General features: G+C 63.4%; 25 protein-coding genes. 13 read left to right on the top strand and 12 right to left on the bottom strand.

Going from position 1 to position 25113, the window contains the following annotated elements; translation table 11 throughout:
- Positions 1-204: 204 nt before the first annotated feature.
- Positions 205-753 carry a dihydrofolate reductase family protein gene (locus BM026_RS07860; RefSeq protein WP_093512856.1) on the bottom strand — a complete coding sequence of 183 codons (549 nt, stop codon included), beginning with the start codon at positions 751-753 and terminating at the stop codon, positions 205-207.
- A gap of 111 nt (positions 754-864) precedes the next feature.
- Here BM026_RS07860 and lepB point away from each other — a divergent pair, with 111 nt between their 5' ends.
- Positions 865-1533 (top strand): signal peptidase I, encoded by a 669-nt coding sequence (lepB, locus tag BM026_RS07855; RefSeq protein WP_093527921.1) that lies wholly within the window; start codon positions 865-867, stop codon positions 1531-1533.
- A gap of 50 nt (positions 1534-1583) precedes the next feature.
- The gene (locus BM026_RS07850; protein WP_093512853.1) at positions 1584-2042 is read left to right on the top strand and encodes an HIT family protein; all 459 of its coding nucleotides are present in this window, start codon (positions 1584-1586) and stop codon (positions 2040-2042) included.
- A gap of 126 nt (positions 2043-2168) precedes the next feature.
- Here BM026_RS07850 and BM026_RS07845 read toward each other — a convergent pair whose 3' ends face one another.
- The 7 genes from BM026_RS07845 to BM026_RS07815 all read right to left on the bottom strand — a co-directional run bounded on the left by BM026_RS07845 (position 2169) and on the right by BM026_RS07815 (position 9351).
- The gene (locus BM026_RS07845; RefSeq protein WP_028616866.1) at positions 2169-2507 is read right to left on the bottom strand and encodes a Na+/H+ antiporter subunit G; all 339 of its coding nucleotides are present in this window, start codon (positions 2505-2507) and stop codon (positions 2169-2171) included.
- The gene (locus BM026_RS07840) at positions 2504-2782 is read right to left on the bottom strand and encodes a K+/H+ antiporter subunit F (protein WP_005789171.1); all 279 of its coding nucleotides are present in this window, start codon (positions 2780-2782) and stop codon (positions 2504-2506) included. Before BM026_RS07840 ends, BM026_RS07845 begins: the two co-directional genes overlap by 4 nt.
- Positions 2779-3267, bottom strand: a complete 489-nt coding sequence (locus tag BM026_RS07835) for a Na+/H+ antiporter subunit E (RefSeq protein WP_093527918.1) — start codon at positions 3265-3267, stop codon at positions 2779-2781. Before BM026_RS07835 ends, BM026_RS07840 begins: the two co-directional genes overlap by 4 nt.
- The gene (locus BM026_RS07830) at positions 3264-4946 is read right to left on the bottom strand and encodes a monovalent cation/H+ antiporter subunit D (protein ID WP_092244912.1); all 1683 of its coding nucleotides are present in this window, start codon (positions 4944-4946) and stop codon (positions 3264-3266) included. Before BM026_RS07830 ends, BM026_RS07835 begins: the two co-directional genes overlap by 4 nt.
- Positions 4943-5287: a Na+/H+ antiporter subunit C gene (locus tag BM026_RS07825; protein ID WP_003192163.1), complete on the bottom strand. Its 345-nt coding sequence runs from the start codon at positions 5285-5287 to the stop codon at positions 4943-4945. Before BM026_RS07825 ends, BM026_RS07830 begins: the two co-directional genes overlap by 4 nt.
- Positions 5287-8208, bottom strand: a complete 2922-nt coding sequence (locus BM026_RS07820; protein ID WP_093527915.1) for a monovalent cation/H+ antiporter subunit A — start codon at positions 8206-8208, stop codon at positions 5287-5289. The genes BM026_RS07825 and BM026_RS07820 overlap by 1 nt, the downstream gene beginning before the upstream one ends.
- A gap of 213 nt (positions 8209-8421) precedes the next feature.
- Complete coding sequence (locus BM026_RS07815) at positions 8422-9351, bottom strand: DMT family transporter (RefSeq protein ID WP_093123976.1); 930 nt, start codon at positions 9349-9351, stop codon at positions 8422-8424.
- Between the two features lie 92 nt (positions 9352-9443).
- Between BM026_RS07815 and BM026_RS07810 the strand changes: the two genes are divergently transcribed.
- The 11 genes from BM026_RS07810 (at position 9444) to BM026_RS07760 (ending at position 20409) form a co-directional block, all read left to right on the top strand.
- Complete coding sequence (locus BM026_RS07810) at positions 9444-10007, top strand: helix-turn-helix domain-containing protein (protein ID WP_093512847.1); 564 nt, start codon at positions 9444-9446, stop codon at positions 10005-10007.
- Positions 10008-10162: 155 nt separating this feature from the next.
- Positions 10163-11359 (top strand): SfnB family sulfur acquisition oxidoreductase, encoded by a 1197-nt coding sequence (locus BM026_RS07805; protein WP_093512845.1) that lies wholly within the window; start codon positions 10163-10165, stop codon positions 11357-11359.
- Between the two features lie 12 nt (positions 11360-11371).
- Positions 11372-11698 (top strand): acyl-CoA dehydrogenase, encoded by a 327-nt coding sequence (locus tag BM026_RS07800; protein ID WP_071491957.1) that lies wholly within the window; start codon positions 11372-11374, stop codon positions 11696-11698.
- Complete coding sequence (locus BM026_RS07795; RefSeq protein WP_092244926.1) at positions 11698-13131, top strand: LLM class flavin-dependent oxidoreductase; 1434 nt, start codon at positions 11698-11700, stop codon at positions 13129-13131. The genes BM026_RS07800 and BM026_RS07795 overlap by 1 nt, the downstream gene beginning before the upstream one ends.
- Before the next feature lie 109 nt (positions 13132-13240).
- Entirely contained in the window at positions 13241-14143 is a 903-nt protein-coding gene (locus BM026_RS07790; protein ID WP_093512841.1) for an AMP-binding protein, read from the top strand.
- Positions 14140-14910: an ABC transporter ATP-binding protein gene (locus tag BM026_RS07785; RefSeq protein WP_093527912.1), complete on the top strand. Its 771-nt coding sequence runs from the start codon at positions 14140-14142 to the stop codon at positions 14908-14910. Before BM026_RS07790 ends, BM026_RS07785 begins: the two co-directional genes overlap by 4 nt.
- The gene (locus BM026_RS07780; RefSeq protein ID WP_093527909.1) at positions 14910-15791 is read left to right on the top strand and encodes a branched-chain amino acid ABC transporter permease; all 882 of its coding nucleotides are present in this window, start codon (positions 14910-14912) and stop codon (positions 15789-15791) included. Before BM026_RS07785 ends, BM026_RS07780 begins: the two co-directional genes overlap by 1 nt.
- A gap of 4 nt (positions 15792-15795) precedes the next feature.
- Positions 15796-16845, top strand: coding sequence for a branched-chain amino acid ABC transporter permease (locus BM026_RS07775; RefSeq protein ID WP_071491953.1), 1050 nt, complete (start codon positions 15796-15798; stop codon positions 16843-16845).
- Between the two features lie 21 nt (positions 16846-16866).
- Positions 16867-18207, top strand: a complete 1341-nt coding sequence (locus BM026_RS07770; protein WP_093512834.1) for an ABC transporter substrate-binding protein — start codon at positions 16867-16869, stop codon at positions 18205-18207.
- 3 nt (positions 18208-18210) lie between these two features.
- Positions 18211-18978, top strand: coding sequence for an ABC transporter ATP-binding protein (locus tag BM026_RS07765; protein WP_093123960.1), 768 nt, complete (start codon positions 18211-18213; stop codon positions 18976-18978).
- 12 nt (positions 18979-18990) lie between these two features.
- Positions 18991-20409, top strand: coding sequence for an FAD/NAD(P)-binding protein (locus tag BM026_RS07760; protein WP_093527906.1), 1419 nt, complete (start codon positions 18991-18993; stop codon positions 20407-20409).
- On the opposite strand, the gene BM026_RS07755 is transcribed toward BM026_RS07760, so the two are convergent.
- Genes BM026_RS07755 through BM026_RS07740 form a run of 4 tightly spaced genes read right to left on the bottom strand, consistent with a single transcriptional unit; the run spans position 20401 to position 25009 of the window.
- Entirely contained in the window at positions 20401-21645 is a 1245-nt protein-coding gene (locus BM026_RS07755; protein ID WP_093527903.1) for an efflux RND transporter periplasmic adaptor subunit, read from the bottom strand. The two genes, BM026_RS07760 and BM026_RS07755, sit on opposite strands and share 9 nt — an antisense overlap.
- Positions 21635-23113: a TolC family protein gene (locus tag BM026_RS07750; protein ID WP_071491948.1), complete on the bottom strand. Its 1479-nt coding sequence runs from the start codon at positions 23111-23113 to the stop codon at positions 21635-21637. The genes BM026_RS07755 and BM026_RS07750 overlap by 11 nt, the downstream gene beginning before the upstream one ends.
- Entirely contained in the window at positions 23106-24305 is a 1200-nt protein-coding gene (locus tag BM026_RS07745) for an ABC transporter permease (protein WP_093123951.1), read from the bottom strand. Before BM026_RS07745 ends, BM026_RS07750 begins: the two co-directional genes overlap by 8 nt.
- Entirely contained in the window at positions 24302-25009 is a 708-nt protein-coding gene (locus BM026_RS07740) for an ABC transporter ATP-binding protein (RefSeq protein WP_093527900.1), read from the bottom strand. Before BM026_RS07740 ends, BM026_RS07745 begins: the two co-directional genes overlap by 4 nt.
- Between the last annotated feature and the right edge of the window lie 104 nt (positions 25010-25113).

Here is a 25113-nt window from a genome sequence, read left to right as displayed (position 1 = left end):
AAACAGCCCCAGAACCCGCGGCCGAAGAGTGCCTGATTCACCGCATTCCTCCTTCCAGGGTCGCTTCGCAACCCAACGCGGGGCAAGCCCGCTCGCCACAGTTACGTGCGATATTGAAAGTTGTGCTGATACCTATGTCGCGATAACAGAGTGTCTACCATATATCGATTCGCCCACCTCCATTGCACGCTGGCTTTGCAATTGCTACGACAGCGATACTTGATAGCGGCTCTGCACAAATCCATTGTCCGATACATACGTGCCGAGATGACGAAGTTCTTGCTCGCTGCCCATCTGGCTGAACAAACAAACCCCTTTGCCCAGCAACACTGGTATGCGTGTGATGATCAACTCCTCGATCAGGCCCGCTTCAAGAAACGCCTGGATCGTCTGGCCACCGTCGATATAAAGGTGCTTCATACCGCGCTCGGCTAACGTTGCCACCAGTGTGGTCACGTCTCCCGCCATGACCTCGATCTTGCCCTCCAGATGTGTCGGAATCTGCAACTGCTGGCGAGACAGCGCAATCACCGGGATACCCTCATAGGGCCACTTCGCAAATGACAACACCTTCTCCAGGGTCTTGCGTCCCATCACCAGCGCATCCACCGTGGCGACAAAGCCTTCATAAGTCACGCCGTTCAACTCGGCGGTTTCATACTCCGGCCGGTGCAACCAGTCGATATCACCGTCCGGGCGGGCGATGAAGCCGTCGACGCTGGCGGCGATAAACACTGAACATTTGATATCCATGGCGAAAACTCCTTTTGTGCGCTTGGACGCTAATGTTGATTTAATCCTCGCGTGTAACAACCGGGCGTCTGGGAAACAGACCTGATGCCCCTTTCTGCCGTGCGAGGATGTATGCGAAGTTGGTTGATCCGTTACCGTTACGCAATCATTTTCTGGTTGTGCTTCGGCGTTTTCCGTACCTCCCTGGCGGACTGGAATCCCATTCCCTCTGGCTCCATGCGCCCGACCTTGCTGGAGGGCGATGTAGTGTTGGTGAACCGGGTGGCCTACGACCTCAAGCTGCCGCTCACGGACATTTCCCTGGCCCAGCTCGATAACCCCCGGCGCGGTGATGTGGTGACGTTCTCGTCGCCCAAGGACGGCATGCGTCTGATCAAGCGCATCGTCGGCATTCCCGGTGACACCCTGGAAATGAAAGATGAGGTGTTGTGGGTCAACGGCGTGCCTGCCACCTACAGTGACGCGCAGGACATCAGCGAACCCATCCTGCCCGGCCATACGGTGCCAGGAATCAAGCTGACCGAACGGGCGGCCAACCGTCAGCGCACGGTGCAGTTCATGCCGACGGTGCGGGCACTGCGCAATTTCGGGCCGGTGGTGGTGCCGGCCGACAGTTACTTCATGCTGGGGGACAATCGCGATAACAGCGATGACTCCCGGTACATTGGTTTTGTGCCGCGTCGGCTGTTGATCGGGCGGGCACATCATGTGCTGGCATCGGCGCAGATCCTGGATCACTGGATGCCACGGTTTCGCAGGTTTGGCTCGCCTATCTTGTAATGGAAGTTGTGCTATTTGAAGGGCACCAAGAACCACTGATGGAGACTCGAATGACGTGTATTTTCTGCAGCATCGTCCAAAAGACTTCCCCGGCGCACATCCTGTGGGAAGACGACCAGCACATGGCCTTCCTGTCGATCTTCCCCAACACCCCGGGGTTCAGCGTGGTGATTCCCAAGCAGCATTACGGCAGTTATGCGTTTGCGCAGTCGGATGAAGTGCTAGCCGCGCTGGTGGTGGCGGCGAAGAGGACGGCGTTGCAGATCGACCGTGCGTTTCCCGATGTGGCGCGCACCGGGATGATCTTGGAAGGGTATGGCGTGGATCACCTGCATGCGAAGCTGTTTCCCATGCATGGAACCGGCGGCGACAGTACCTTCAAGCCGCTGAGTTCGAAGGTGGACAAGTTCTTCGAGGCATATGAAGGGTACATCTCGTCCCACGATCATGTGCGGGCCGATGATGAGGGGTTGGCGGAATTGGCGGCGCACATCAGGTCTTTTGCCTAGCGCCAATCCAAATGTGGGAGGGGGCTTGCCCCCGATAGCAGTGGGTCAGCTACAGGTGAGCTGACTGATCCACCGCCATCGGGGGCAAGCCCCCTCCCACAGTTTTGACCGTGTTTTCTATAGGGATCAACGGCGGCTGCTGACTTCGGCGGGTACATCATCCCCAGCCATGCGCTTGCGGAACAACGCCGTGCGCGCCAACAGCAACGTGGTCACCGGCACGGTGATCGACAGCAGAATCGGAATCAACCACCCGTGCAACACCGGCCCGGACTTGAGCACCGAAAAATAAATGATCGACGCCAACGCCACACACCACGCTCCCAGCGTCGATGCGAGTGCGGGCGGGTGCATGCGCTGGAAGAAGTCCTTCATGCGCAGCAACCCGATCGCGCCAATCAATGCAAATACACTGCTGAGCACCAGCAGCACGGCCACGACGATTTCCATCCATAACGGCATCATTCAATCACCTCCCCACGCAGCAGGAATTTCGCCAGGGCAAACGAGCCGACGAAGCCGAACAGCGCGATCAGCAGCGCCGCTTCAAAGTAGGTGTCACTGGCATACCGGATACCCAGCACCAGCATCATCAACATCGCCAGGATGTACAGGTAGTCCAGCGCCAGTACCCGGTCCTGGGCTGACGGGCCTTTGAACAGGCGGATAAGCGTCAGCACCATGGCCAGGGAGAACAGGAACAGGCTGAACAGGATCGCATTGGAGAGCAGCGCGCTCATTCGAAGATCTCCATCAGGGGCCGTTCGTAGGTGGTCTTGAAGTGCTCGATGAAGGGCGCCTCATCGTCCAGGTCGAATACGTGCAAGAGCAGGATGCTGCGGTCCAGCGCCAGTTCCGACCAGATGGTGCCGGGCACCACGGTGGTGATCATCGACAGCGCGGCGAGGCCGTTGGGGTCGCGCAGGTCCAGGGGAATCCTGATGAAGCGCGAACGCGGTGGGCGGGAGCCGCAGGTCAGCACGCCCCAGGCCACTTGCAGGTTGGAGACGATCACGTCACGGCCCACCAGGAAAAACAGGCGGATGATCACGCCGGGGCGACGGATGCGGATCGGCAGTGGTCGCAACGGTGCCATCAGCAGCGGCGCAAGAAAGCCCAGCAGTGCACCCAGCAGCAGGTTGCCCGGACTGACCGACAGGTTCAGCACCAGCCACAGCACCCACAGCGCCAGGGACAGCCACGGAGCAGGGAGCAATCGCTTCATGGTTGCACCTCCAGGGCGGCGGCCTGGGCTTCGGGGCTCGGCACCGGACGCGTGGCCATCACCGCCATCACATAGTGCTCGGGGTTGTTCAGGCTCACGGCAGTGGCCTGGGTGTAGCGCAGCAGTGGTTCCGCCTTGAAGGTCAGCAGGATGCTCAAGCCCAGCAGGAAGAAAATCGGCACGCATTCATAGCGACGCAGTAGCGGCGAAGGGCGTTCTTCCGGGGTCCAGAAGCGCTGGATGCCCAAGCGTGCGAAGGCAATCAACGAGGCCAGGCCGGAGAGAATCAGCAACGCCACCAAGCCCCAGGCGGCTGGCCGGATCGGTTCGTCAATACTCATACCCAGGCCCAGTGGATTGACCAGCGCACTCAACAGACTGAGCTTGCCGATAAACCCGGAGAGCGGCGGCATGCCGATGATCAGCAGGGCGCAGGCGATAAAGCTCAAGCCGAGGAACGCCATGGTCCAGGGAATCACCTGGCCGACCACGGCTTGCTGCTCGTCATCGAGGTTGACGCCAGGGCGCGGGTGCAGGGATTCCATGGCCTTGGGCAACGCATCGATCTCTTCATCCAGCGGCAGGTCGTTGGCCGAGCGTGACCGTTCGATCAATTCAGCCAGCAGGAACAGCGCGCTCAAGGCCAGGGTGGAACTGACCAGATAGAACAGCGCGCCCGCCGTCAGGCTTGGTTGGGCGAAACCGACGGCGGACAGCAAGATCCCCGCCGACACCAGGATGCTCAAGCTGGCCATGCGCTCCAGGCGCTGCGCCGCCACCATCGCCAGCGCCGCGCAAATGATGGTCGCCATGCCGCCATACACCAGCCAATCCCCGCCAAACAGCGCCGACGCCCCGGCCTGGCCGGAGAACAGCAGGGTCCACAGGCGCAGCACGGTGTACACGCCGACCTTGGTCATGATCGCAAACATCGCCGCCACCGGCGCACTGGCCGAGGAGTAGGCGGGCGCCAGCCAGAAGTTCAGCGGCCACATGCCGGCCTTGGCCAGGAACGCCGTCGCCAGGATCGCCGCGCCGGCATGCAACAGACCACGATCGGCCTCCGGCACCAGCGGGATTTTCAGCGCCAGGTCAGCGAAGTTCAGCGTGCCGGTGACACCGTAGATCATCGCCGCGCCAATCAGGAACAGCGAAGACGCCAACAGGTTGATCGCAATGTAATGCAACCCCGACGACACCCGCGCACGCCCGGAGCCATGCAGCATCAGGCCATAGGAGGCCGCCAGCAGCACTTCGAAGAACACGAACAGGTTGAACAAGTCCGCCGTGAGGAAGGCGCCGTACAACCCCATCATCTGTATCTGGAACAGTGCGTGGAAGCTGGTGCCCGCACGATCCCAACGGGCCATGGCGAACAGCAGCGCACTCACGCCGATGATCCCGGTGAGTACCAGCATCAGCGCCGAGAGTTGGTCCACCACCAGCACAATGCCGAATGGCACCTGCCAGTTGCCCGGCAGGTAAACCCCAATCGAGCCTGGGCCGCCTTTTTGCGTCCAGTACAGCAGCAGGATTGCGATGCCCAGGCCGATGACGCTGGAGAACAGATTGATTTTCGCCTTGAGCGGGCGGCGCTTTTCGCCAAGCATCAGCATCAGCGCGGCGGTCAGCAATGGCAGCAGGATCGGCGCGACGATCAGTTGATTCACCCAATTCATTCCTTGGGCTCCCGGCCGTCCACATGGTCGGTGCCGGTCAGGCCCCGGGAGGCGAGCAGCACCACCAGGAACAACGCGGTCATGGCGAAGCTGATCACGATGGCCGTGAGCACCAGGGCCTGGGGCAGCGGATCGGTGTAGTTGAGCAGGTCCTGCGGCACGCCGTCCTTGATGATCGGCTCCTTGCCGATAAACAGGCTGCCCATGCTGAAAATGAACAGGTTGACCCCGTACGACAGCAGGCACAGGCCCATCACCACCTGGAAGGTCCGTGGCCGCAGGATCAACCAGACGCCGGAAGCCGCCAGGACTCCAATGGCAATTGCGATGACTTCTTCCATCAGGCGGCTCCTTCCGTTGCGGCAACCACTTTGGCCTGGTTGCTCGGTTTATGGGCCCGCACGGACTGGTGACCGAGGGCGGTGAGCATCAGCAGCGTCGAGCCGACGACCATGGCGTACACGCCGACGTCGAAGAACAGCGCGCTGGCGATGTGAATGTCGCCAAGCAATGGCAGGCTGAAATGCCAGGTGTGAGTGGTGAGGAACGGGTAGCCGGCAAACAGCGCGCCGAGCCCGGTCAGGGTTGCCGACAGCAGCCCGAAGCCCATCCAGCGCATCGGCCGCAGGCTCATCTGCGCCTCGACCCACTGCGTACCGGCGACCATGTATTGCAGGATGAACGCCACCGACATCACCAGCCCGGCGACAAAACCGCCACCCGGTTGGTTGTGGCCGCGCATGAACAGGTAGAACGACACCACCAGCGCAATCGGCAGCAGCAGGCGCACCAGCACCGCCGGCACCATCATGAAGCCCAGGGCGGTGTCGCTGGCCTGGCGCGGGTTGACCAGGTCGGTGGCCACGTCCGGCGCCAACTGGCGCTGTTGCGGCGGCAACTCCATGCTCTCTTTTGACGGGCGGAAGCGCCGCAGCAGGGCGTACACCGTCAGCGCCACGGCGCCGAGTACGGTGATTTCGCCCAGGGTGTCGAAGCCCCGGAAGTCCACCAGCATCACGTTCACCACATTGCTGCCGCCGCCTTCGGGCAGGGCGCGGCTGAGGTAGAACGAAGAAATATCGTTGGGCGTCTGGCGCGTCAGCATCGCGTAGGACAGCAACGCCATGCCACCGCCCACCACGGTCGACAACAGGAAGTCACGCAGGCGACGGATGCGCGCCTTGCGCAGCGAGCTGGGCAGTGGCGACACCTCTTCGATCCGCCGTGGCAGCCAGCGCAGGCCGAGCAGGATCAGCACGGTGGTGACCACTTCGACCACCAACTGGGTCAGCGCCAGGTCCGGCGCCGAGAACCACACGAAGGTCACGCAGGTCATCAGGCCGCACACGCTGACCATGGTCAGGGCCGCCAGCCGGTGGTACTTGGCTTGCCAGGCGGCGCCGAGGGCACAGGCAATCGCCAGCAGCCACAGGGTGACGAACACGATGGAGCCCGGGATCTTCGGGCGGTCGCCCCAACTGAGGCCACTGTTGAGCATCGGGATCATGCCGCCGATCACCGCCACCAGCACCAGCAGGAACAATTGGGTCTGCAGGCGCTTGGTGCTGATGCGTTTCTCGATCCTGCGCACGCCGCGCATCATCACCACCAGGCTGCGCTCGAAGCCGCGCTTGCCGTTGAAGTAGCTGATTACCGGCGGGTACTTGAAGCGGCCACGCTTGAGTTGCTTGCGCAGCAGCAGGTACAGCACCACGCCGCCGGACATGGCCACCAGGCTCATGATCATTGGTGCGTTCCAGCCGTGCCAGATTGCCAGGCTGTACTCCGGCAGCACGCCACCCACTACCGGCAGCGCGGCGGCGGCGAGGATCGAGCCGACCACCTGGGCCGGGAAGATCCCCACCAGCAGGCAGGTGAACACCAGCAACTCGACCGGTGCGCGCATCCAGCGTGGCGGTTCGTGGGGAGTGTGCGGCAGGTTGGTCGCGGTCGGGCCGAAGAACACGTCGACGGTGAAGCGCAGGGCGTAGGCCACGCTGAAGGTACCGGCGATGGTCGCGATCAACGGCAGGGCGAACTCCACCCAGGCCGTCGAGGTGATGAACACGGTTTCGGCGAAGAACATCTCTTTGGACAGGAAACCATTGAGCAACGGCACGCCGGCCATGGACGCACTGGCCACCATCGCCAGGGTCGCGGTAAACGGGATCAACCGCACCAGCCCGCTGAGCTTGCGGATGTCCCGCGTGCCACTTTCATGGTCGATGATGCCCGCGGCCATGAACAGCGAAGCCTTGAACGTGGCGTGGTTGAGGATGTGGAACACGGCTGCGACGGCCGCCAGCGGGCTGTTGAGACCCAGCAGCAAGGTGATCAGCCCGAGGTGGCTGATGGTGGAGTAGGCCAGCAGGCCCTTGAGATCATTCTGGAACATGGCGCAGTAAGCGCCGAGGAGGAGGGTAAGGGCGCCGGCACCGCCGACGATCCAGAACCATTCTTCGCTGCCGGACAGCGACGGCCACAGGCGGGCCAGCAGGAACACGCCGGCCTTCACCATCGTTGCCGAATGCAGGTACGCCGACACCGGCGTAGGGGCCGCCATCGCGTGGGGCAGCCAGAAGTGGAAGGGGAACTGCGCGCTTTTGCTCAAGGCGCCGACCAGCACCAGGGCCAGCATGACCGGGTACAGCGAATGCGCGCGGATCTGCGCGCCCGCCGCCAGTACCTGGTCCAGGTCATAGCTGCCGACGATATGCCCCAGCAACATTACGCCCGCCAGCAGGCACAGGCCGCCGGCGCCGGTGACCATCAGCGCCATGTACGCCCCACGGCGCGCATCGGCGCGGTGGTGCCAGTAGCCGATCAGCAGGAACGAGAACAGGCTGGTCAGTTCCCAGAAGAACACGATCTGGATCAGGTTGCCGGAGATCACCAGCCCGAGCATGGCGCCCATGAAGGCCAGGAAAAACGCGAAGAAGCGCGGCACCGGATCGTCCGGCGACATGTAATAGCGCGCATACAGCGACACCAGCGTGCCGATGCCCAGCACCAGCATCGAGAACAGCCAGGCAAATCCATCCATGCGCAGCACGAAGTTCAGCCCGAGGCTGGGCAACCACATGAGTTCTTCGCGGATCACGCCACCGTGGGCGATCTGGGGGTAGAGCAGGGCGACTTGAATAGTGCCGACCAGGGCCACCAGGCCGGCCAGCAGGGATTCGGTGTTACGTGCATTGTGCGGCAGCAAGGCCGCCAGACAGCTGCCAATGAACGGCAGAAGCAGTAGAACTATCAGGGACATAGGCTTCTAATCTGCGGGAGTTTGGGATGCATCATACGTGCCGCTTTAACGATCACCAAACGGCAAGATGTGGCAGGATCCTACAAGCTAAGCCGAAATCGCCCATTTGGCATTGTTTCAGGTAACCCGATTCGGACAAGCGACACCGCCCCCCCTGTGGGAGCCGGGCTTGCCCGCGATGGCGATCTGACAGCCACTGCAAGTACTCGGACCTTATCCCTGCTGTTCCTGTTCCCTCTCATCGCGCAATTCCAGGGCCTTCTGCCCCTTGGTCTTCATCTCGCTGACAATCACCGCCAACACAATCAACGCCGCCCCCACCATCGCGATCGGCGGGAAGCGTTCCCCGGCAATCCGCCCGACCACGCCGGCCCACACCGGCTCACCGGCATAAATCAACGTGGCGCGGGTCGGCGAAACACTTTGCTGCGCCCAATTCATCGCCACCTGGATCACCGCACTGGTCAAGCCCAGGCCCACCGCGCTGAACAGCAGCAACCACGAAAACCCCGGCAGCGCCTCGCCCATTGGCACCACCATCAGGAACGACAGCAACGACGCCGTGGCCAGTTGCACCACGGTCACCCGACGCACGTCCACCTGCCCGGCAAAGGCGCTGATCAGGATGATCTCCGCCGCGATTGCCACTGCACCGATCAACGTGGCGATTTCACCGGGACTGAAATTCAGCGAAGCCCCCGCCGGCCCGGTCAGCAGCATCAAGCCGGTAAACGCCAGCATAATACCGATGCTCGGCATCAACCCCGGGCGCCGGCCCAGCACCAGCCATTGCAACAGCGGTACGAACGGCACATATAACGCCGTGATAAACGCCGATTGACTGCTCAAGATGGTCTGCAAGCCAATGGTTTGCAGCCCGTAGCCAAACATGATCGCCACACCGATAAACACTCCGGCTTTCAATTCGAACAGCGTCAGGTCGCGCAACGTGCGCAAGGAAAAGAACCCCACCACAATCGCTGCGGCCGCAAAGCGCAAACCGACAAAAAACATCGGCCCACTGACCGTCATCGCATGTTGCACCAGCAAAAACGTGCCGCCCCAGATCATGGTGATCACCACCAGGATGCATTCGGCTTTGCTGAAACGGTTGAAACGTGGGGAGGCGGTCGGGGTGGTCATGGCGGCTCGGTCTTGCAAGGGAAAGGCACGGACCGCACAATGCGCCGCACGCTGGGCAGTATACTGCGCACACCCACCCATTGAGCAATATAGTGCACAAAGAAAATCCCCACCGGGCTTCGGTCCTGCAGCACGTCAGCCAGAACGTCCGTCGCCTGCGGCATGCCGCCGACCTGAGCCAGACTGCGCTCTCGGAAAAATCCGGGGTCAGCCGGCGCATGTTGGTGGCCATCGAGGCGGGCGAAAAGAACGTCAGCCTGTCCACCCTCGACCGCGTGGCCGAAGCGTTGGACGTGGCGTTCAGCGACCTGATCCAGGCGCCCGATGCCCCCGACCACAGCCGCATCAATGAACTGGCCTGGGCCGGTGACATTCCCGGCAGCAAGGCGGTGTTGCTGGCCAAGGCCACGGCGCGGCGCGAGGTCGAGTTGTGGGAAATGCAACTGGAGCCGGGCGATCGCTACAGCCCTGACCCCGACCCGGATGGCTGGAGCGTGCAATTGTTCGTGTTCCAAGGCTGCCTCACGCTGCTGGTGGGCGATGAAGAAAAGCGCGTCGCGGCTGGTGAGTTTTATATGTTCGCCAGCCGGAACGTGCATGGTTATCGCAATGACGGCGACATGGCAGTGCGCTTTGTGCGCAACGTGGTGATCTAACTGTTCCTGCGGCAACAGTGGATGGACACTTTGCTGGTTTAAAAAGCGCTCGGCTGCGCTGAAATGCCAGCAACTCGCTGATTTTATTGGCGACTGGATTCAGGCACGACTCCTGCAATCACCCAGGTCATCCCCTCGGAGCCTGGAGTCGGCCCATGTCAGCCCACCCTCAACACCCTGCCCATATCATCCGCTCGGACGCGGAAGCCATCGAGGTCGCCACGCGGCTGGCGGCGCGGTTTGCCGTCGAGGCCAGCGCCCGCGACCGTGAGCGGCGCCTGCCGGTGGCCGAGCTTGACGAGTTCTCCTCCAGCGGCCTGTGGGGCATCACCATTCCCAAAGCGTACGGCGGCGCTGGCGTGTCCTATGTGACCGTGGCAGAGGTGATCAAATTGATCTCTGCCGCCGACCCGTCCCTGGGGCAGATCCCGCAGAACCACCTGGGCGTGGTGGACATCCTGTTGCAAACCGCGACCGAGGCACAAAAACAGTACTACTTCGGCAAAGTCCTCCAGGGCTACCGTTTCGGCAACGCCTTTTCCGAAGCCAAGAGCAAGAACGCCGGCACCTTCGATACCCAGATTCGCTTTCACGGCGATACCGCGCAGATCAACGGCGAGAAGTTCTACTGCACCGGCGCGCTGTTTGCTCACCTGGTGCCCACCGTCGGCAACAATGAAGACGGCCAGGCCTTTATCGCCTTTGTCGAACGCGACGCGCCCGGCCTGAACGTGATCGACAGTTGGGACGGCTTCGGCCAGCGCACCACTGCCAGCGGGGGTGTGACCCTTGATGGTGTGACCGTGCCCCTGAGCGCGGTAATCCCTGCGCACCAGGCCTTCGACCAGCCGACCGCCAATGGTCCGATTTCGCAGATCATCCAGGCGGCGGTCGATACCGGTATCGCCCTCGGTGCCCTTGAACAGGCGAAGATTTACGCACGCCAGGCGCGGCCCTGGATCGACAGCCAACAGGATCACGGCTGGCAGGACCCGTTCACCATCGCCGCCATCGGCGACCTGGAATGGCGTGTGCACGGCACCGAAGCCATCCTCGCCAAGGCGGGGCAAGCCGTAGACCGCGCCCTCGCCGAGCCCAGCGAAGACAGTGTCGCCCACGCCTCACTGGTGGTCGCCCAGGCCAAAGTCCTTTCTGCCGAAACCGCCTTGCTCGCCAGCAGCAAACTGTTCGAACTGGCCGGCACCCGCTCGGTCACCGGCAAGCACAACCTCGACCGCTTCTGGCGCAATGCACGCACCCACACTCTGCACGACCCGGCGCGCTGGAAATACCACCTGATCGGCAACTATGTGCTCAACGGCGTAAAACCTGCGCGCCACGCCTGGAACTGAGGAACCTCACCCATGACTGCACTGACCCTTGCGCGCCAACTGCTGGATAGCACCCGCCGTCACGTTGAAAACAGCACTGACCCCTACGTGATCAGCCGCTTCGGCGACTTGCAGATTCGCGTCGATGTGGCCGCGGCCTTGTTTGAACGCGCCGAAACCCATCCAGGCCCGGTGGCGTTGACCGAAGCGCAAATCGCCGCCGCAGAGGCGCTGATCGCCGCGAGCAACGCCGAGTTCGAACTCACCGGCCAACGCACCGCACTGCCGTCGAGCCTTGATGACCCGCTGCGTACGAAGTACCAGATCGTCGGCAACTACCATCTCAACGGAGTGCTTTGATGTCCCGTGAAATCCGCTTGAACGCCTTCGACATGAATTGTGTCGGCCACCAGTCGCCGGGCCTGTGGGCGCATCCGCGTGACCGTTCGTGGCAGTACAAGGACCTGGAATATTGGACCGACCTCGCCAGGATCCTTGAACGCGGCAAGTTCGACGGCCTGTTTATCGCCGATGTGCTGGGCATCTATGACGTGTACAACGGCAACGGCGACGCGGCGATTCGCCAGGCCACCCAAGTGCCGGTCAACGACCCGCTGTCGCTGATCGCACCGATGGCCTTGGTCACCGAACACCTGGGCTTCGGCCTGACCGCTTCGTTGTCGTTCGAACATCCGTACCCGTTCGCCCGCCGTCTCTCGACCCTGGACCACCTGACCAAGGGCCGCATCGGCTGGAACATCGTCACCTCCTACCTGGAAAGTGGCGCCAAGAATCTTGGCCAGAAGGCCCAGACCGAGCACGATGCGCGCTACGACTACGCCGAGGAATACCTGGAGGTCTGCTACAAACTCTGGGAAGGCAGTTGGGAGGAGGGCGCCGTGTTGCGTGACCGCGAACGGCGGATTTTCAGCGACCCGAGCAAGATCCACGAGATCCGCCACGTCGGCAAACACTTCCAGGTGCCCGGCATTCACCTCTGCGAACCGTCGCCGCAGCGCACGCCAGTGCTCTACCAGGCGGGCGCGTCGAGCCGTGGCAAGCAGTTCGCCGCCGAACAGGCCGAGTGCGTCTTCGTTGCCGCGCCGTCCAAGGTGCTGCTGAAAAAGACCGTGGCCGACATCCGCCGACGTGCGGCCGAAGCCGGGCGCGATCCGAAGAAAATCCTGATCTTCAACTTGCAGACCGTGATCGTCGGCGAGACCGATGCCAAGGCCAAAGCCAAGTTTGAGGAGTACAAATCCTATGTCAGCTATGAAGGCGCCATGGCGCTGATTTCCGGCTGGACCGGCATCGACTTCAGCCAGTTCAAACCGGATGAGCCACTCAAGCACGTGCACACCAACGCCATTCAATCGGCGGTAGAGGCGTTCTCTACGGCCGATCCGAACAAGGTCTGGACCCCGAATGAGCTGGCCGACTGGGTCGGTATCGGCGGCTTTGGCCCGCTGTTCGTCGGCGGCCCGGAAACCGTCGCGGACCTGTTGCAGGAATGGGTCGAAGACACCGATGTGGACGGCTTCAACCTGGCCTACGCCCTGACCCACGAGACCTTCATCGATGCCGTGGACCTGCTGGTGCCGGAGTTGCAGAAGCGCGGGGTGTACAAGACCGAGTATGCCCAGGGCACGTTGCGCGAGAAGTTGTTTGGCGACGGCGCAAGGTTGGCCTCCAACCACCCTGGTGCCGGCTACCGCAATTTATCTGACGCGCACATAACCAATGTGGGAGGGGGCTTGCCCCCGATAGCGGCAGTCCAGTCAAAGCACTTGTGACTGACACACCGCCATCGGGGGCAAGCCCCCTCCCACAGTAAATCGGTGTTGATCCAAATAATCCAGCCAGCGGACCACCGCACGCCCCCCCAATAGGAGCACTACCCCTATGAGCGTGCACGAACTCAAACGCCCACTGGCCGTGGAGTGGCCCGCCGAATGGCTCGGCCACCTGCCCAAGGCCCTGGAACAACTGCGCCACTGGGCGCAGATCACGCCGCTGCACACCGCCCTGCGCCACAAGCGCCAAGGGCAGTGGTACGCATGGCGCTGGATCGACGCCTTGCGCGATGTGGAGCGTCTGGCCGATGGCTTGCGCCAGCAGGGGGTCAGCGAGCAATCGCGGCTGGCCCTCAGCGGGGCGTTCGAGCCGAACCTGCTGTTGCTGGCCCTGGCGGCGCAATCCATCGGCGCGCAGGTGCTGACCCTGGCCGATGACCTGGAGCCCGAGGCGCTGCAACACCACCTGTGGCGCATTCGCCCGACCCATTCCTATGTGCAGGGCCGCCAGACTGCGCGGCATTGGCAGTCGGCGAACCTGTTGGATTTCGCCCAGTTGCTCGGCCCGTTGGCGCCGACGCAACACCTCGCACGCTGGTGGCAGCCCACGGGTGAAACCCTGTTGTGGAGCGAAGAGGGCACCCACTGGCAGGGCGGTCTGGCGGTGGTGCTGGAGCAATGGCTGAACAGCGGTCACGGTCTGGCCTTCCCTGAAAGCCTGGCCTCGGCGCGGCGCGACCGCAGCGAAGTCGCACCCACCGGCCTGCTGTTGTCGCCCGCACGCTTGCAGCACCTGGCCGACGAGATCGAAAGCCGCTTGGCGCCCCACGGCACCTGGCGCCGACGCTTATGCGACTGGGCCATCGCCCACCCGCAAAGCGGCCTGCGGCGCCTGCTGAAAAACCGCGTGCGCCGGCTCCTGGGTTTCCAGCGCCTGGCGTACATCTGGCAACCCGTCAAAGCCGCCCCTTCACCGGTGTGGCTGGCGGAATTCAAACGGGACATCGCATGAGCCAGGCCATTTTGCAGGTGCGGGATATCTCGCTGTCGTTCAAGGGGGTCAAGGCGATCAATGGCTTGTCCTTCGAGGTGTTGCGCGGCGAGATCTGCGCGTTGATCGGGCCGAATGGTGCCGGCAAGAGTTCGTTGCTCAATGTGCTCAATGGCGTGTATCGCTTCGATGCCGGCGAGATTGTGTTCGAAGACCAGCACTTCCACCGTATCGATCCGTTGGGCGCCGCGCGCCGCGGCATTGGGCGCACCTTCCAGAACAACGCGCTGTTCAAGAAAATGAGCGTGCTCGACAACATCCTCACCGGCCTGTCGCGGCATATGCGCAGCAGCTTTATCGAACAGGCCCTGGGCTTGCCTCGCGCACGCCGGGAAGCCGAAGCGTTCCGGTTGCGCGCCCAAGGCATTCTCGAATTCCTGGAACTGCAAGCCCACCGCGATGTGCTGGTGGGCAACCTGTCCTACGGCCTGCAAAAACGCGTGGAACTGGGCCGGGCGTTGATCGCAGGGCCGAGCTTGTTGCTGCTGGACGAGCCCATGGCCGGCATGAACGCCGAGGAAAAACAGGAAATGGCGCGCTTCGTTGCCGACGTCAACCGCGACCTTGGCACCACCGTGGTGTTGATCGAACACGACATGGGCGTGGTCATGGGCCTGTCCGACCATGTGGTGGTGCTCGACTACGGGCGCAAGGTCGGCGACGGCACGCCGGCGCAAGTGCAGGCCAACCCCGAGGTGATCGCGGCTTACCTGGGAGTGGTGCACTGATGACGTTTTTCTTTGAAACCCTGCTCGGCGGCCTGCTCGCCGGCACCATGTACTCGTTGGTCGCCATCGGCTTCGTGCTGATCTACAAGGCCAGCGGCGTGTTCAATTTTGCCCAGGGCGCGATGCTGCTGTTTGCCGCACTGACGTTCGTCAGCCTGCATGACCAGGGCGTGCCGTTTGCCCTGGCGTTGCTGCTCACGGTAATTGTGATGAGCGTCGGCGCCTTGTTGATCGAGCGCCTGGTGTTGCGGCCATTGGTGAACCGTTCGCAGATCACCTTGTTCATGGCCACGCTGGGCCTGTCGTTCATTATCGAAGGCCTGGCCCAGGGGTTGATGGGCTCCCAGGTGCGGGCGCTGGACTTGGGCATCGACGACGTACCGCTGTTCGTCGGCCCACTGATGCTCAGCCAGTTCGACCTGATCGCCGCCGCCGCTGCGGTGGTGCTGGTGACGGTGCTGGCGCTGCTGTTCAACAAGACCCGCATCGGCGTGTCGCTGCGCGCGGTGGCGGATGACACCACGGCGGCGCTGTCCATCGGCATCAACCTCAACCGCATCTGGCAGATCGTCTGGGCGGTGGCCGGCATCGTCGGGCTGGTGGCCGGGCTGCTGTGGGGCGCGCGCCAGGGGGTGCAGTTCTCGTTGTCGCTGGTGGTGCTCAAGGCCTTGCCGGTGTTGATCATCGGCGGCTTTACCTCGATTGGCGGGGCGATTGTCGGCGGGCTGATTGTCGGCGCGGCGGAGAACGTTGCCGAGGTGTACATCGGCCCGTTGATCGGCGGCGGTATCACGCCGTGGTTCGCCTATGTTCTGGCCCTGGCCTTCCTGTATATCCGCCCCGCCGGCCTGTTCGGCGAGCGCGCCATCGAGCGAGTCTGAAAGCATGTCGATCCCTCTTGCACAACATACCGCGCCGTTGCTGCTGATTCAGCGGCGCATGCCCTGGGCCTTGATTGGCCTGCTGGCACTGGCCTTTATCGGGGTGCCGCTGTGGGGCAATGACTATTGGCTGAACGCGATCCTGATCCCGTTCCTGGTGCTGTCATTGGCCGGGCTGGGCCTGAACCTGCTCACCGGCTATACCGGGCAGACCTCGGTGGGCGCGGCCGGCTTCATGGCCGTCGGTGCGTTTGCCACCTACGGTTTTCTGCTGCGCCTGCCGGAGCTGGGGTTGCCGGTGGCACTGCTCGGCGGCGGGGTCATCAGTGCGTTGGTCGGCCTGCTGTTCGGCCTGCCCAGCTCGCGGATCAAGGGCTTCTACCTGATGGTCACCACCCTGGCCGCGCAGTTTTTCCTGGAGTGGCTGTTCGTCAAGTTTCCCTGGTTCTACAACTACGGTTCGTCCGGGACCATTTCCGCGCCCAGGCTGGCGCTGTTCGGCCATGACCTCAACACACCGCTGGGCCGCTATCTGCTGACCCTGGTCACGGTACTGCTGCTGACCTGGACCGCGATCAACCTGGTGCGCAGCCAGGTCGGCCGCAACTGGATGGCGATCCGCGACATGGACACCGCCGCCGCCGTGGTCGGCATTCCGGTGGTGCGCTACAAGCGCCTGGCGTTCGCGGTCAGTTCGTTCTACCTGGGCATAGCCGGTGCGCTGTGGGCCTTCGCCTACCTGGGCACTGCCAGCGCCAGTAGCTTTGATATCAATCGCTCCTTCCAGATCCTGTTCATCATCATTATCGGCGGCATGGGCAGCATCGCCGGCAACTTTGTCGGGGCGGCGTTCATCAGTTTGCTGCCGATCTTCCTCAGCCATGCCGGGCAGGCGTTGTTCGGCGGCTCGGTGGATGCGGGGCAGTTGCAGAACCTGCAGAAAATCATCTTTGGCGTGTTGATCATCGTGTTCCTGATCAAGGAACCCGAGGGCTTGATTCGCCTGTTGCACAACCTGCGCGACCGCGTGCGGCAGTGGCCGCTGCGTTTCTGACATTCCCTTAAGAGAATCCCTATGCGTGCATCCTTGAAACGTTCCCTGGTCGGCGCTGCCTTTGCGCTGGCAACCTTGGCCGGTGCAGTCCCCCAGGCAATGGCCTCGCCGGACCAGCAATTCATTCCCCTGGCGACCTATCGTGTGGGCGCCTATGCGTCCAGCGGCGTGCAGGTGTGGGCCGGGATGATCGATTACCTGCGTTACATCAACGAGGTCGAAGGCGGCATCAACGGCGTCAAGCTGGTGTGGCAGGAATGCGAGACCGAGTGGACGGCAGAGAAGGGCATCGAGTGCTACGAGCGCTTCAAGCATGGCCTGGATGGCGCGCCGGTCGCGGTGTACCAGCCCAATGGCGCGCCGGCGGCGTATGCGCTGAGCGAGCGGGCCGAGGTGGACAAGATCCCGCTGATCACCCTCGGCTACGGCCGCACCGAAGCCACCGACGGCACGGTATTCCCGTATAACTTCCCGGTGATGCTGACCTTCTACAGCGAGGCGTCGACGCTGGTGAACTACATCGCCGAGCGTGAAGGCGGTTTCGACAAGCTCAAGGGCAAGAAGATCGCCACGGTCTACCACGACTCGGCCTACGGTCGCGAAACCCTCGGCCCGCTCAAGTTGCTGGCGGAAAAATACGGCTTCGAAAACATCCAGATCCCGGTCGCCGACCCCGGCAACGAGCAGTCCGCGCAATGGCGCCAGGTGCGCCAGGCCAACCCGGACTGGGTGTTCCTGCGCACCTGGGGCGTGTCCACACCGGTTGCGGTGAAGACCGCCGCGCGCTTCGGCTTCCCGGTGGACCATATCATCGGCGACATCTGGGCCAGTTCCAGTGAAGACGTATTGCCCGCAGGCGCCGCCGCCAAAGGCTACCTGGCCCTTACGCCATACCCGGCCGGGGCTGATTTCGAGATCCACAAACGCCTCAAGCAATACATCCTCGACAAGGGCCACAGTGACCTCAAGGACCTGAAGAACTTCGGCAGCGTCTACTACAACTCCGGCCTGGTGAACGCCGCCGTGGCGGTGGAGGCAATCCGCACCGGCCAGGCCAAATTCGGCAAGCGCCCGCTCAATGGCGAAGAAGGCCGCTGGGGCCTGGAACACCTGAACATCGACGATGCGCGCTTGAAGGACATGGGCTACCTGGGCCTGATGCAGAACCTCAAGCTGTCGTGCCGCGATCACGAAGGCGGCGGCTCGGCGCGGGTGCAGCAGTGGGACGGCGCCAACTGGACGCTGATCAGTGAGTGGATCGCCGCCGACCGTGGGTTGTTGCGCCCGTTGATCGATGAAAAGTCGGCAGCGTTCGCCAAGGAAAAAGGCCTGACGCCACGCACCTGTACCGGGGACGAATAAATCATGCGCCAGCCCGCCACCGATGCCGCGCAGTCGTCGCTGCTGACGGTCAACGATATCGAAGTGATCTACGACGGCGCGATCCTCGCGGTGGCCGGAGTGTCGCTGAGCGTGCCCAAGGGGGCCATTGTGGCCTTGCTCGGTGCCAATGGCGCCGGCAAGAGCACCACGCTCAAGGCCATCTCCGGGCTGGTACGTGCCGAGCGGGCCGAGGTCAGCCGCGGTGTGATCGAGTACGCCGGCGCCGACCTGGCCGGCATCGACCCCAGCCAGCGCGTGCGCCAGGGCATGGTGCACGTGTTGGAAGGCCGCCATGTGTTCGGCCAACTGAGCGTGGAAGACAACCTGCGCAGCGGCGGCTTTGTGCGACGCCTGAGTCGCCGGGACCTGGAGCACGACCTGGAACGCCTCTACGCCTGGTTCCCACGGCTCAAGACCAAGCGCCATACCCGCGCCGGCCTCACCTCCGGCGGCGAGCAGCAGATGGTCGCCATCGGCCGAGCGTTGATGACCCGTCCTACTTTGGTACTGCTCGACGAGCCGTCCATGGGTCTGGCGCCTATGATCGTGCAGGAGATTTTCGAGATCATCGCGCAGCTCAACCGTGAGCAGCAGGTGAGCTTCCTGATCGCCGAGCAGAACATCAACGTCGCGCTGAACTATGCGTCCCACGGCTACGTATTGGATACTGGGCGCGTGGCCTTGAGTGGCAGCGCCGCTGAACTGCTGGCGCGGGGCGATCTGCATGACATTTACCTGGGCAAACAGTAAGGGCGACTTCGCATGACTGAATCCATCCGCAACGCTGATGTCCTGATCATCGGCGGCGGCCTGAGCGGCACGATGCTGGCCGTGCAACTGCTGCGCCTGCCGGGCGCGCGCCGGGTGCTGGTGATCGAACCGCGTGCCGAGCTGGGCCGGGGCGAGGCCTACAGCGCCGTCGAACTGGGCCACACCCTGAACGGCAACGCGGCGCGCATGAGTGTCGACCCGGACAACCCTGACGACCTGACCCAATGGCTCACCGACTACATCGGTGCCGGCGGCTGGCCTGAGTCCGACCAGCAACACGTGCCGATCAGCGAACTGTTCCCGCCACGCGGGATATTCGGCTTGTATGCCCAGCAACGTTTGGCCGAGGCGAAGGCGCAGTCCGCATCCAGCGTGGAGCATGTGCGCAGCGAGGTAGTCGACCTGCAAGTGGATGAAGGCTCAACCCTGCTGACCCTCGATAACGGCCAGCAACTGCGTGGCGCGTTTGCGGTACTGGCTACCGGCATGTTCCCGGCGGCGCGTACACCGCAGACTGAATCCAGCGGGCTGAACGCGGCGGCGGTGGCCCCGTGGGACGTGAGCGCGATGCGCCGGATCGACCCGCAGGCGCCGGTGCTGATCATCGGTTCCGGGCTGACCATGGTCGACGCCGTGGTGTCCCTGGAACAGGCCGGGCATCGCGGGCCGATCGAGGTATTCTCGCGTCACGGCCTGCTGCCCCATGTGCGGCGGCAACCGCCGGCCTGGGGGGATTTCCTTGGGGAGGACCACCGCCTGCGCAGCCCTCGGCAGTTGCTGCGCGAGGTGCGCCGGCAATGCGCGCTTGCACGGGAGCAGGGCATCGACTGGCAGGCGCCGCTGGACACCGTGCGCGTGCATATCGCGCGCCTGTGGAGCCAGGCCAGCGAGCGCGAGAAGCGCCAGTTCGTGAGGCATGTACGGCCCTGGTGGGAGAGCCATCACCACCGCTCGCCGCCGTTGAGCGCGCAGTTGGTGGCGCGCTTGCACGAAGAGGGGCGGTTGCGGATCCGGGCGGCGTCGTTCAAGGGGTTGGAACCTTCGGGTGAAGGGGTGACGATTCGCTTGCGTTATCGCGGCGAGCAAGGCATCACCCAGGTCTCGGGCGCAGCGCTGATCAACTCCAGCGGTATCGAATACGACTGGCGCCGCGTGGCGCGGCCGCTGCCCCGGCAGTTGCTCAAGCGTGGGCTGATCCAGCCAGGGCCGCTGGCGTTGGGGATTGCGGCGGATGCGTCGGGGGCAGTGGTGGACGCCCAGGGGCAGGTCAGCCAGCGCTTGTTCGCCATGGGCCCGCCGTTGCGTGGGATGTGGTGGGAAAGCACGGCGGTGACTGATGTAGCGCTGCAAGCCAAGGCACTGGCCGCAAAGCTGATGCCCCTCCCACATAGGGTTTTCCATTTATCTTGAGGTCTTCACAAGGCCGGGTTTCAGGCCGAAGACTTCGACGCCCTGCGCGGTTGATTGCCCCGTGGTCACCTTCACCCGCTCCACCGGCTTATCCATCGTCTCCCGATACTCCACCGTGTTGTCCGCCTGGATTGCCTGGCTGGGAATCACCATCGCCTGGGCATTGTTGTAGGTCACGATGGTCAGCCGCGCACTCATCCCCAGGCGCACCCGTTGCAACTGCTGCGGCGTGAGTCTGGGGATCGACAGGGTCACCGGAAACTGCGCGCTGCCCTGGCTGTCGTTGGCAATTGCCAAGCCGCTGACCACGCTTACCGAGCCGGTCAGTCGCTCGCCATCAAACCCGTCGCCCAGCACTTCCACCGCCTGGCCCTGATGCAACTGGTTGATGTCCAGCTCCGAAACCTTGGCGGTGATTTTCAGTCGTTCAATGTTCGCCAGTCCAAACAGCACCTGGCCCTGGCTGACCTTGCTGCCGGCCTGCACCGGGGCATTGTTGTTGCCGCCGCCCTGGGATGAGGTGTTGCCCGGTGGCGGCACCACGATGCCGGAGAACGGCGCCTTGACCTCCTGGCCGTCGAGCAGCTTGTGCAGGGCGTCGTATTTCACCGTGGCGTTGGTCAGCTCCATGTCGGCGATCTGGCGGTACTCGCCCTTGCCCTGGTCGATGGCCTGTTGCAGTTCGCTGCGGGCGGACGCGAGATCCAGTTGCTGCTGCTGGGTCTGTTGCCTGAGGTCGTCCAGTTCATTGCGCGGGATGATGCCGCGCTTGAACAGGTTTTCGCTTTCGGTGAGTTTGCGCTGGGTGTTGCCGGCGGTCATTTCGGCGGTGCGCAGGCTGCGGCGGGCGCGGCTGACGGCGGGGCTGCTGTCCCAGTCCTGCATCTCTTGCACGGTGCGCCGAGCCTTGAGCTGGGCGGAAAGCGCTTCGCGCAATTGCACCTCCAGGGTGGCCGGGTCCATGCGCAACAGCACTTGGCCGGCCTCGACCCGCTGACCTTGCTCCACCAGGTTGGCTTGCACGTTGCCATCGAAGGGCGCGGTGAGGGTGATGGTGGTATCAGGCTCGATCTTGCCTACCAGGCCGATCCGGTGCTCCAGCGCTTCGGGCTTGACGACCAGCCACTGTTCGCTGGCACCGCCCGGATCGGACGCCGGGCTGCGCAAGGCCAGGCCCGCACTGCCCAGCAGGACGATCAACACAGCACCCAGCAGGCGTTTCTGATTAGTAGTCATTGAGGGCGATTTCCCAACTTTCCAGCGTCATGCCCAGGGTCAGGTCGAGCTGGGTCTGGGCGTTCAAATAAGCGATCAGCGCATTCAGTTGCGCGTTTTCGGCGTTGCGCAGGTCGGTCTCGAAACTCAGTACCTGGAAGTTGGTGGAGCGTCCGGCGCTGAGTTTTTCCCGCTCGATCTCGATCTTGCGCCGCGACAATTCCACGGCGCGCTGGGAGATTTCATACTGGCGCCAGCGGGTGCCGAGGTCACGCACCACATCGTTGACGCTGCGTTCCAGTTCCTGGCGTGCATCGGTGATGCGGATGGCCTGGTCCTCCACATTCACTCGCGCGCGCACTTCGGCCTGGCGCGTGCTGATATCGCCGATGGGAATCTGCACTTGCACCCCGGCGTAGCTGTCCCAGGTACGGTTGTTGGAACGGCCGGTATCGTTGTCGGTGTTGGCGCGCACCTGGTTGGCGCCGGCCACCAGGTCCACTTGCCAGCGGCCCGAGTCCTTGGCGATCACCAGGTTGAGGTCGGCCTGCTGGCTGCCGAGCAGGGCGGCGAGGTATTCGGGTTGCTGGGTCTGCGCCAGGTTGAAGGCCTGGCGCTTATCGATCTGCATGGGCCTGGCCTCCAGGGCTTCGGTGGCGCGAATCGGCGTGGACAGGTCCAGGGCCAGCAGGCGCAGCAGCGCCAGGCGGCTGGTGTCCAGTTGGTTTTGTGCTTCTTCCACGCCCAGTTGCTGGGTGGCGATATCGGCTTCGGTCTGCACGATTTCGAATTCGGCCATGCGCCCGGCACTGATCAGCGCCTTGTTCACTTCCAGCAAGGTGCCGGAACGCTTGAGCGCATCCTGCACGATGCTCAGTTGTTCCTGGGCACGCAGCAGTTCGCGGTAGGTGGCAATGATCTGGCTGATGGTTTGCGCGACGGTGGCCTTGAGGTTCAGGCGGTTGGCCTGTTCCGACAGGCGCGACAGGCGCAGCGGCGCGGTGGTGGCGTCCCAGCCGGCGCCGCGCAGCAGCGGTTGGATGATTGCCAGGTCCAGGCCGTCGCTGCGGTAGCGACCGGCGCGGTCGGCGTTGCTCAGTTGCTGGGTCCAGGCCATGCTCAGGCGCGTGCCGTACTCGCCGAGCAGGCTGGTGGCGGGCGCCACGTTGGCATTGCGCGTATTGTCGGCGGAGCCCCGGGTGCTGCGGTAGTAACTGTTGAGGGTGAGCTTGGGGTTGAACACATCTTCGGCCACGCGCAGGTCGAACTTCTGTGCCACCCGTTGCAGGTACGCGCTGCGGATCGCCGGGTTGTTGCGCAGGCCCAGGTACACCGCATCCCCGAGGGTCATGGCGGTGGTCTGGGCATTCAACGAAACGCTGCGCTCGTAGCCGCTGCGGGTGGTGCTGGGTGCCGATGGTCTGATGACCACGTCGGCGGCCATGCCGGGCAGGCTGGCGAATGCGAGCAGCCATAGCCATTTACTCATCGCGCAGGGCCTCCACTGGCTGCAACCGCGAGGCCGAGACCGCCGGGTAGATGCCGAAGAACAACCCCACCAGCAACGTGCTGCCCACCCCCAGCGGCAGGGCGGCGACCGCCAGGGCAAATTCCCAGCCCGACAGCCAGGCGTACAGCCAGGCCGCCGTCATGCCCAGCACGGCGCCACACAGGGCACCGACGGCGGTGAGGGTCACGGCTTCGAGCAGGAACAGGTTGCGGATGTCGCGCTGGCGTGCGCCGAGGGCCATGCGAATGCCGATCTCGCGACGGCGCTCCGAGACGTTCATCAGCATCACGTTCATCACCCCGACGCCACCGCCCACCAGGGAAATCGCCCCCAGGGCCAGCAGCAGATACGCAAAGGTGCGGCTTTGCCGGGTCAGGCCGTCGATCATTTGCTGGGGCACCTGGATGTCTGCATCGTGGTCGGAGAGCTGCGAGCTCAGGGCGCCAGCCACGTCCTTGGCAAGGCGTTCCATGTCCTGGCCGGGCGTGGCGCGGATGATCACGTTGCCGATCTGCGGTGTGGCATAGATGCGGCGCATGCCTTCGGCGGGGATGAACAGCGACTCGTTGGCCTGCACCGGCATCAGCATCGCCCGGGGCTGGTTGCGCAGGATGCCGATGATCAGGAACAGATAGTCGTTGATGCGCACACGGTCGCCCAGTTGCAGCGGGTCACCTGGCGCACCGAGCGCCTGGGCCAACTGGTCGCCGATCACGCCGTAGGTTTCATTGGCATCGAAGCTCGACAGGAAGCGCCCCTGCTGCATCACCAGGCGCATCGCGTCCTTGATGTCCGGCGTGCTGCCGACGAAGTTGGCGTTGGTGGTGCGACCGTGGAACACGATCGGCCCGCTGAACAGCGTGAGGGCGCCGATATGGGCAATCCCCGGCACGGTTTGGCGCACCGCGTCCAGGTCGAGGCGGGCAGGCATGGGGATACTGCTGCCGTCCTTGGGCGGGAACTGGGCGATCAGGGTGTCGGTGCCCATGTCCTTGAAGATCATCGCCGCGTCGGTGGCGGCGTTGTGGCCGATATTGATCAGCGCCACCACCGACGAACTGCCGATGACGATGCCCAGCAAGGCCAGGACCGAACGCTTGCCCAGCGTGCGCAGGCTGACGAACGCTTCATGCAGCAGTTGGCTGAGGCTTTGTTCGACCCGCAGGCTCATAGGCTCCCGGCCTCTTGCACCAAACCATTGCGCACCAGGATCTTGCGCTCCAGGCGCTCGGCGATATGCGGGTCGTGGGTGACGATGATCAGCGTGACTTGCTGTTCGCGGTTCAACGCCAGCAGCAGGTCCATGATCTCCTGTGCAGTGGTGCTGTCGAGGTTGCCGGTGGGTTCGTCGGCGAGGATCACCGAAGGCTTGCCCACCAGCGCCCGTGCGATGGCGACCCGTTGGCGCTGGCCGCCGGAGAGGTCGGCGGGGCGATGGTGGGCGCGGTCGGCCAGGCCGACCTGATCCAGCATGAGCAAGGCCTGTTCCACCGACTCATGCCGCGACACGCCGCGATAACTCAAGGGCAGGGCGACGTTGTCCAGGGCGCTGAGGCGCGGCAGCAGGTTGAAACTCTGGAACACGAAGCCGATCTGCTGGTTGCGGATAGCCGCCAACTGGTCCGGTGTGGCGTTGAAAATATCGTGGCCGGCGAAGTGGTACTGGCCGCAATTGGGCAGGTCCAGCAGGCCGAGGATATTCAGCAGGGTACTTTTGCCCGAACCGGAGGCGCCAAGGATGCCGCAGCTGTCGCCACTGGCGATGGACAGGCACACATCATTGAGAATGGCCAGGTGTTGCCCGGCCAGCTGATAGCTTTTGCCGATGCCTTGCAGGGAGATCAAGCCTGGGTGCGCGGGGGTATCTGTCATCATGACTACGCCTGCAGTCTCGACGATGCCGTGCTGCCCCGGAAAAGCATTGTTACAAGTTCGGGAGCTGCCTGGCATGCGTCACGGACTGGTTTTATTTCTTGTTT

It is taken from the genome of Pseudomonas sp. NFPP24, from assembly GCF_900112095.1.
In the GTDB taxonomy this organism is placed as follows: Bacteria; Pseudomonadota; Gammaproteobacteria; order Pseudomonadales; family Pseudomonadaceae; genus Aquipseudomonas; species Aquipseudomonas extremorientalis.
The sequence above is the reverse complement of the archived record's forward strand: the minus strand, read 5'-3'. Positions and strand labels throughout refer to the sequence as shown.

Excerpts from the sequence above, each read along its gene's own strand:
- BM026_RS07860 (WP_093512856.1), bottom strand. The coding sequence starts at position 753 with ATGGATATCAAATGTTCAGTGTTTATCGCCGCCAGCGTCGACGGCTTC.
- lepB (WP_093527921.1), top strand. The coding sequence starts at position 865 with ATGCGAAGTTGGTTGATCCGTTACCGTTACGCAATCATTTTCTGGTTG.
- BM026_RS07850 (WP_093512853.1), top strand. The coding sequence starts at position 1,584 with ATGACGTGTATTTTCTGCAGCATCGTCCAAAAGACTTCCCCGGCGCAC.
- BM026_RS07845 (WP_028616866.1), bottom strand. The coding sequence starts at position 2,507 with ATGATGCCGTTATGGATGGAAATCGTCGTGGCCGTGCTGCTGGTGCTC.
- BM026_RS07840 (WP_005789171.1), bottom strand. The coding sequence starts at position 2,782 with ATGAGCGCGCTGCTCTCCAATGCGATCCTGTTCAGCCTGTTCCTGTTC.
- BM026_RS07835 (WP_093527918.1), bottom strand. The coding sequence starts at position 3,267 with ATGAAGCGATTGCTCCCTGCTCCGTGGCTGTCCCTGGCGCTGTGGGTG.
- BM026_RS07830 (WP_092244912.1), bottom strand. The coding sequence starts at position 4,946 with ATGAATTGGGTGAATCAACTGATCGTCGCGCCGATCCTGCTGCCATTG.
- BM026_RS07825 (WP_003192163.1), bottom strand. The coding sequence starts at position 5,287 with ATGGAAGAAGTCATCGCAATTGCCATTGGAGTCCTGGCGGCTTCCGGC.
- BM026_RS07820 (WP_093527915.1), bottom strand. The coding sequence starts at position 8,208 with ATGTCCCTGATAGTTCTACTGCTTCTGCCGTTCATTGGCAGCTGTCTG.
- BM026_RS07815 (WP_093123976.1), bottom strand. The coding sequence starts at position 9,351 with ATGACCACCCCGACCGCCTCCCCACGTTTCAACCGTTTCAGCAAAGCC.
- BM026_RS07805 (WP_093512845.1), top strand. The coding sequence starts at position 10,163 with ATGTCAGCCCACCCTCAACACCCTGCCCATATCATCCGCTCGGACGCG.
- BM026_RS07800 (WP_071491957.1), top strand. The coding sequence starts at position 11,372 with ATGACTGCACTGACCCTTGCGCGCCAACTGCTGGATAGCACCCGCCGT.
- BM026_RS07795 (WP_092244926.1), top strand. The coding sequence starts at position 11,698 with ATGTCCCGTGAAATCCGCTTGAACGCCTTCGACATGAATTGTGTCGGC.
- BM026_RS07790 (WP_093512841.1), top strand. The coding sequence starts at position 13,241 with ATGAGCGTGCACGAACTCAAACGCCCACTGGCCGTGGAGTGGCCCGCC.
- BM026_RS07785 (WP_093527912.1), top strand. The coding sequence starts at position 14,140 with ATGAGCCAGGCCATTTTGCAGGTGCGGGATATCTCGCTGTCGTTCAAG.
- BM026_RS07780 (WP_093527909.1), top strand. The coding sequence starts at position 14,910 with ATGACGTTTTTCTTTGAAACCCTGCTCGGCGGCCTGCTCGCCGGCACC.
- BM026_RS07775 (WP_071491953.1), top strand. The coding sequence starts at position 15,796 with ATGTCGATCCCTCTTGCACAACATACCGCGCCGTTGCTGCTGATTCAG.
- BM026_RS07770 (WP_093512834.1), top strand. The coding sequence starts at position 16,867 with ATGCGTGCATCCTTGAAACGTTCCCTGGTCGGCGCTGCCTTTGCGCTG.
- BM026_RS07765 (WP_093123960.1), top strand. The coding sequence starts at position 18,211 with ATGCGCCAGCCCGCCACCGATGCCGCGCAGTCGTCGCTGCTGACGGTC.
- BM026_RS07760 (WP_093527906.1), top strand. The coding sequence starts at position 18,991 with ATGACTGAATCCATCCGCAACGCTGATGTCCTGATCATCGGCGGCGGC.
- BM026_RS07755 (WP_093527903.1), bottom strand. The coding sequence starts at position 21,645 with ATGACTACTAATCAGAAACGCCTGCTGGGTGCTGTGTTGATCGTCCTG.
- BM026_RS07750 (WP_071491948.1), bottom strand. The coding sequence starts at position 23,113 with ATGAGTAAATGGCTATGGCTGCTCGCATTCGCCAGCCTGCCCGGCATG.
- BM026_RS07745 (WP_093123951.1), bottom strand. The coding sequence starts at position 24,305 with ATGAGCCTGCGGGTCGAACAAAGCCTCAGCCAACTGCTGCATGAAGCG.
- BM026_RS07740 (WP_093527900.1), bottom strand. The coding sequence starts at position 25,009 with ATGATGACAGATACCCCCGCGCACCCAGGCTTGATCTCCCTGCAAGGC.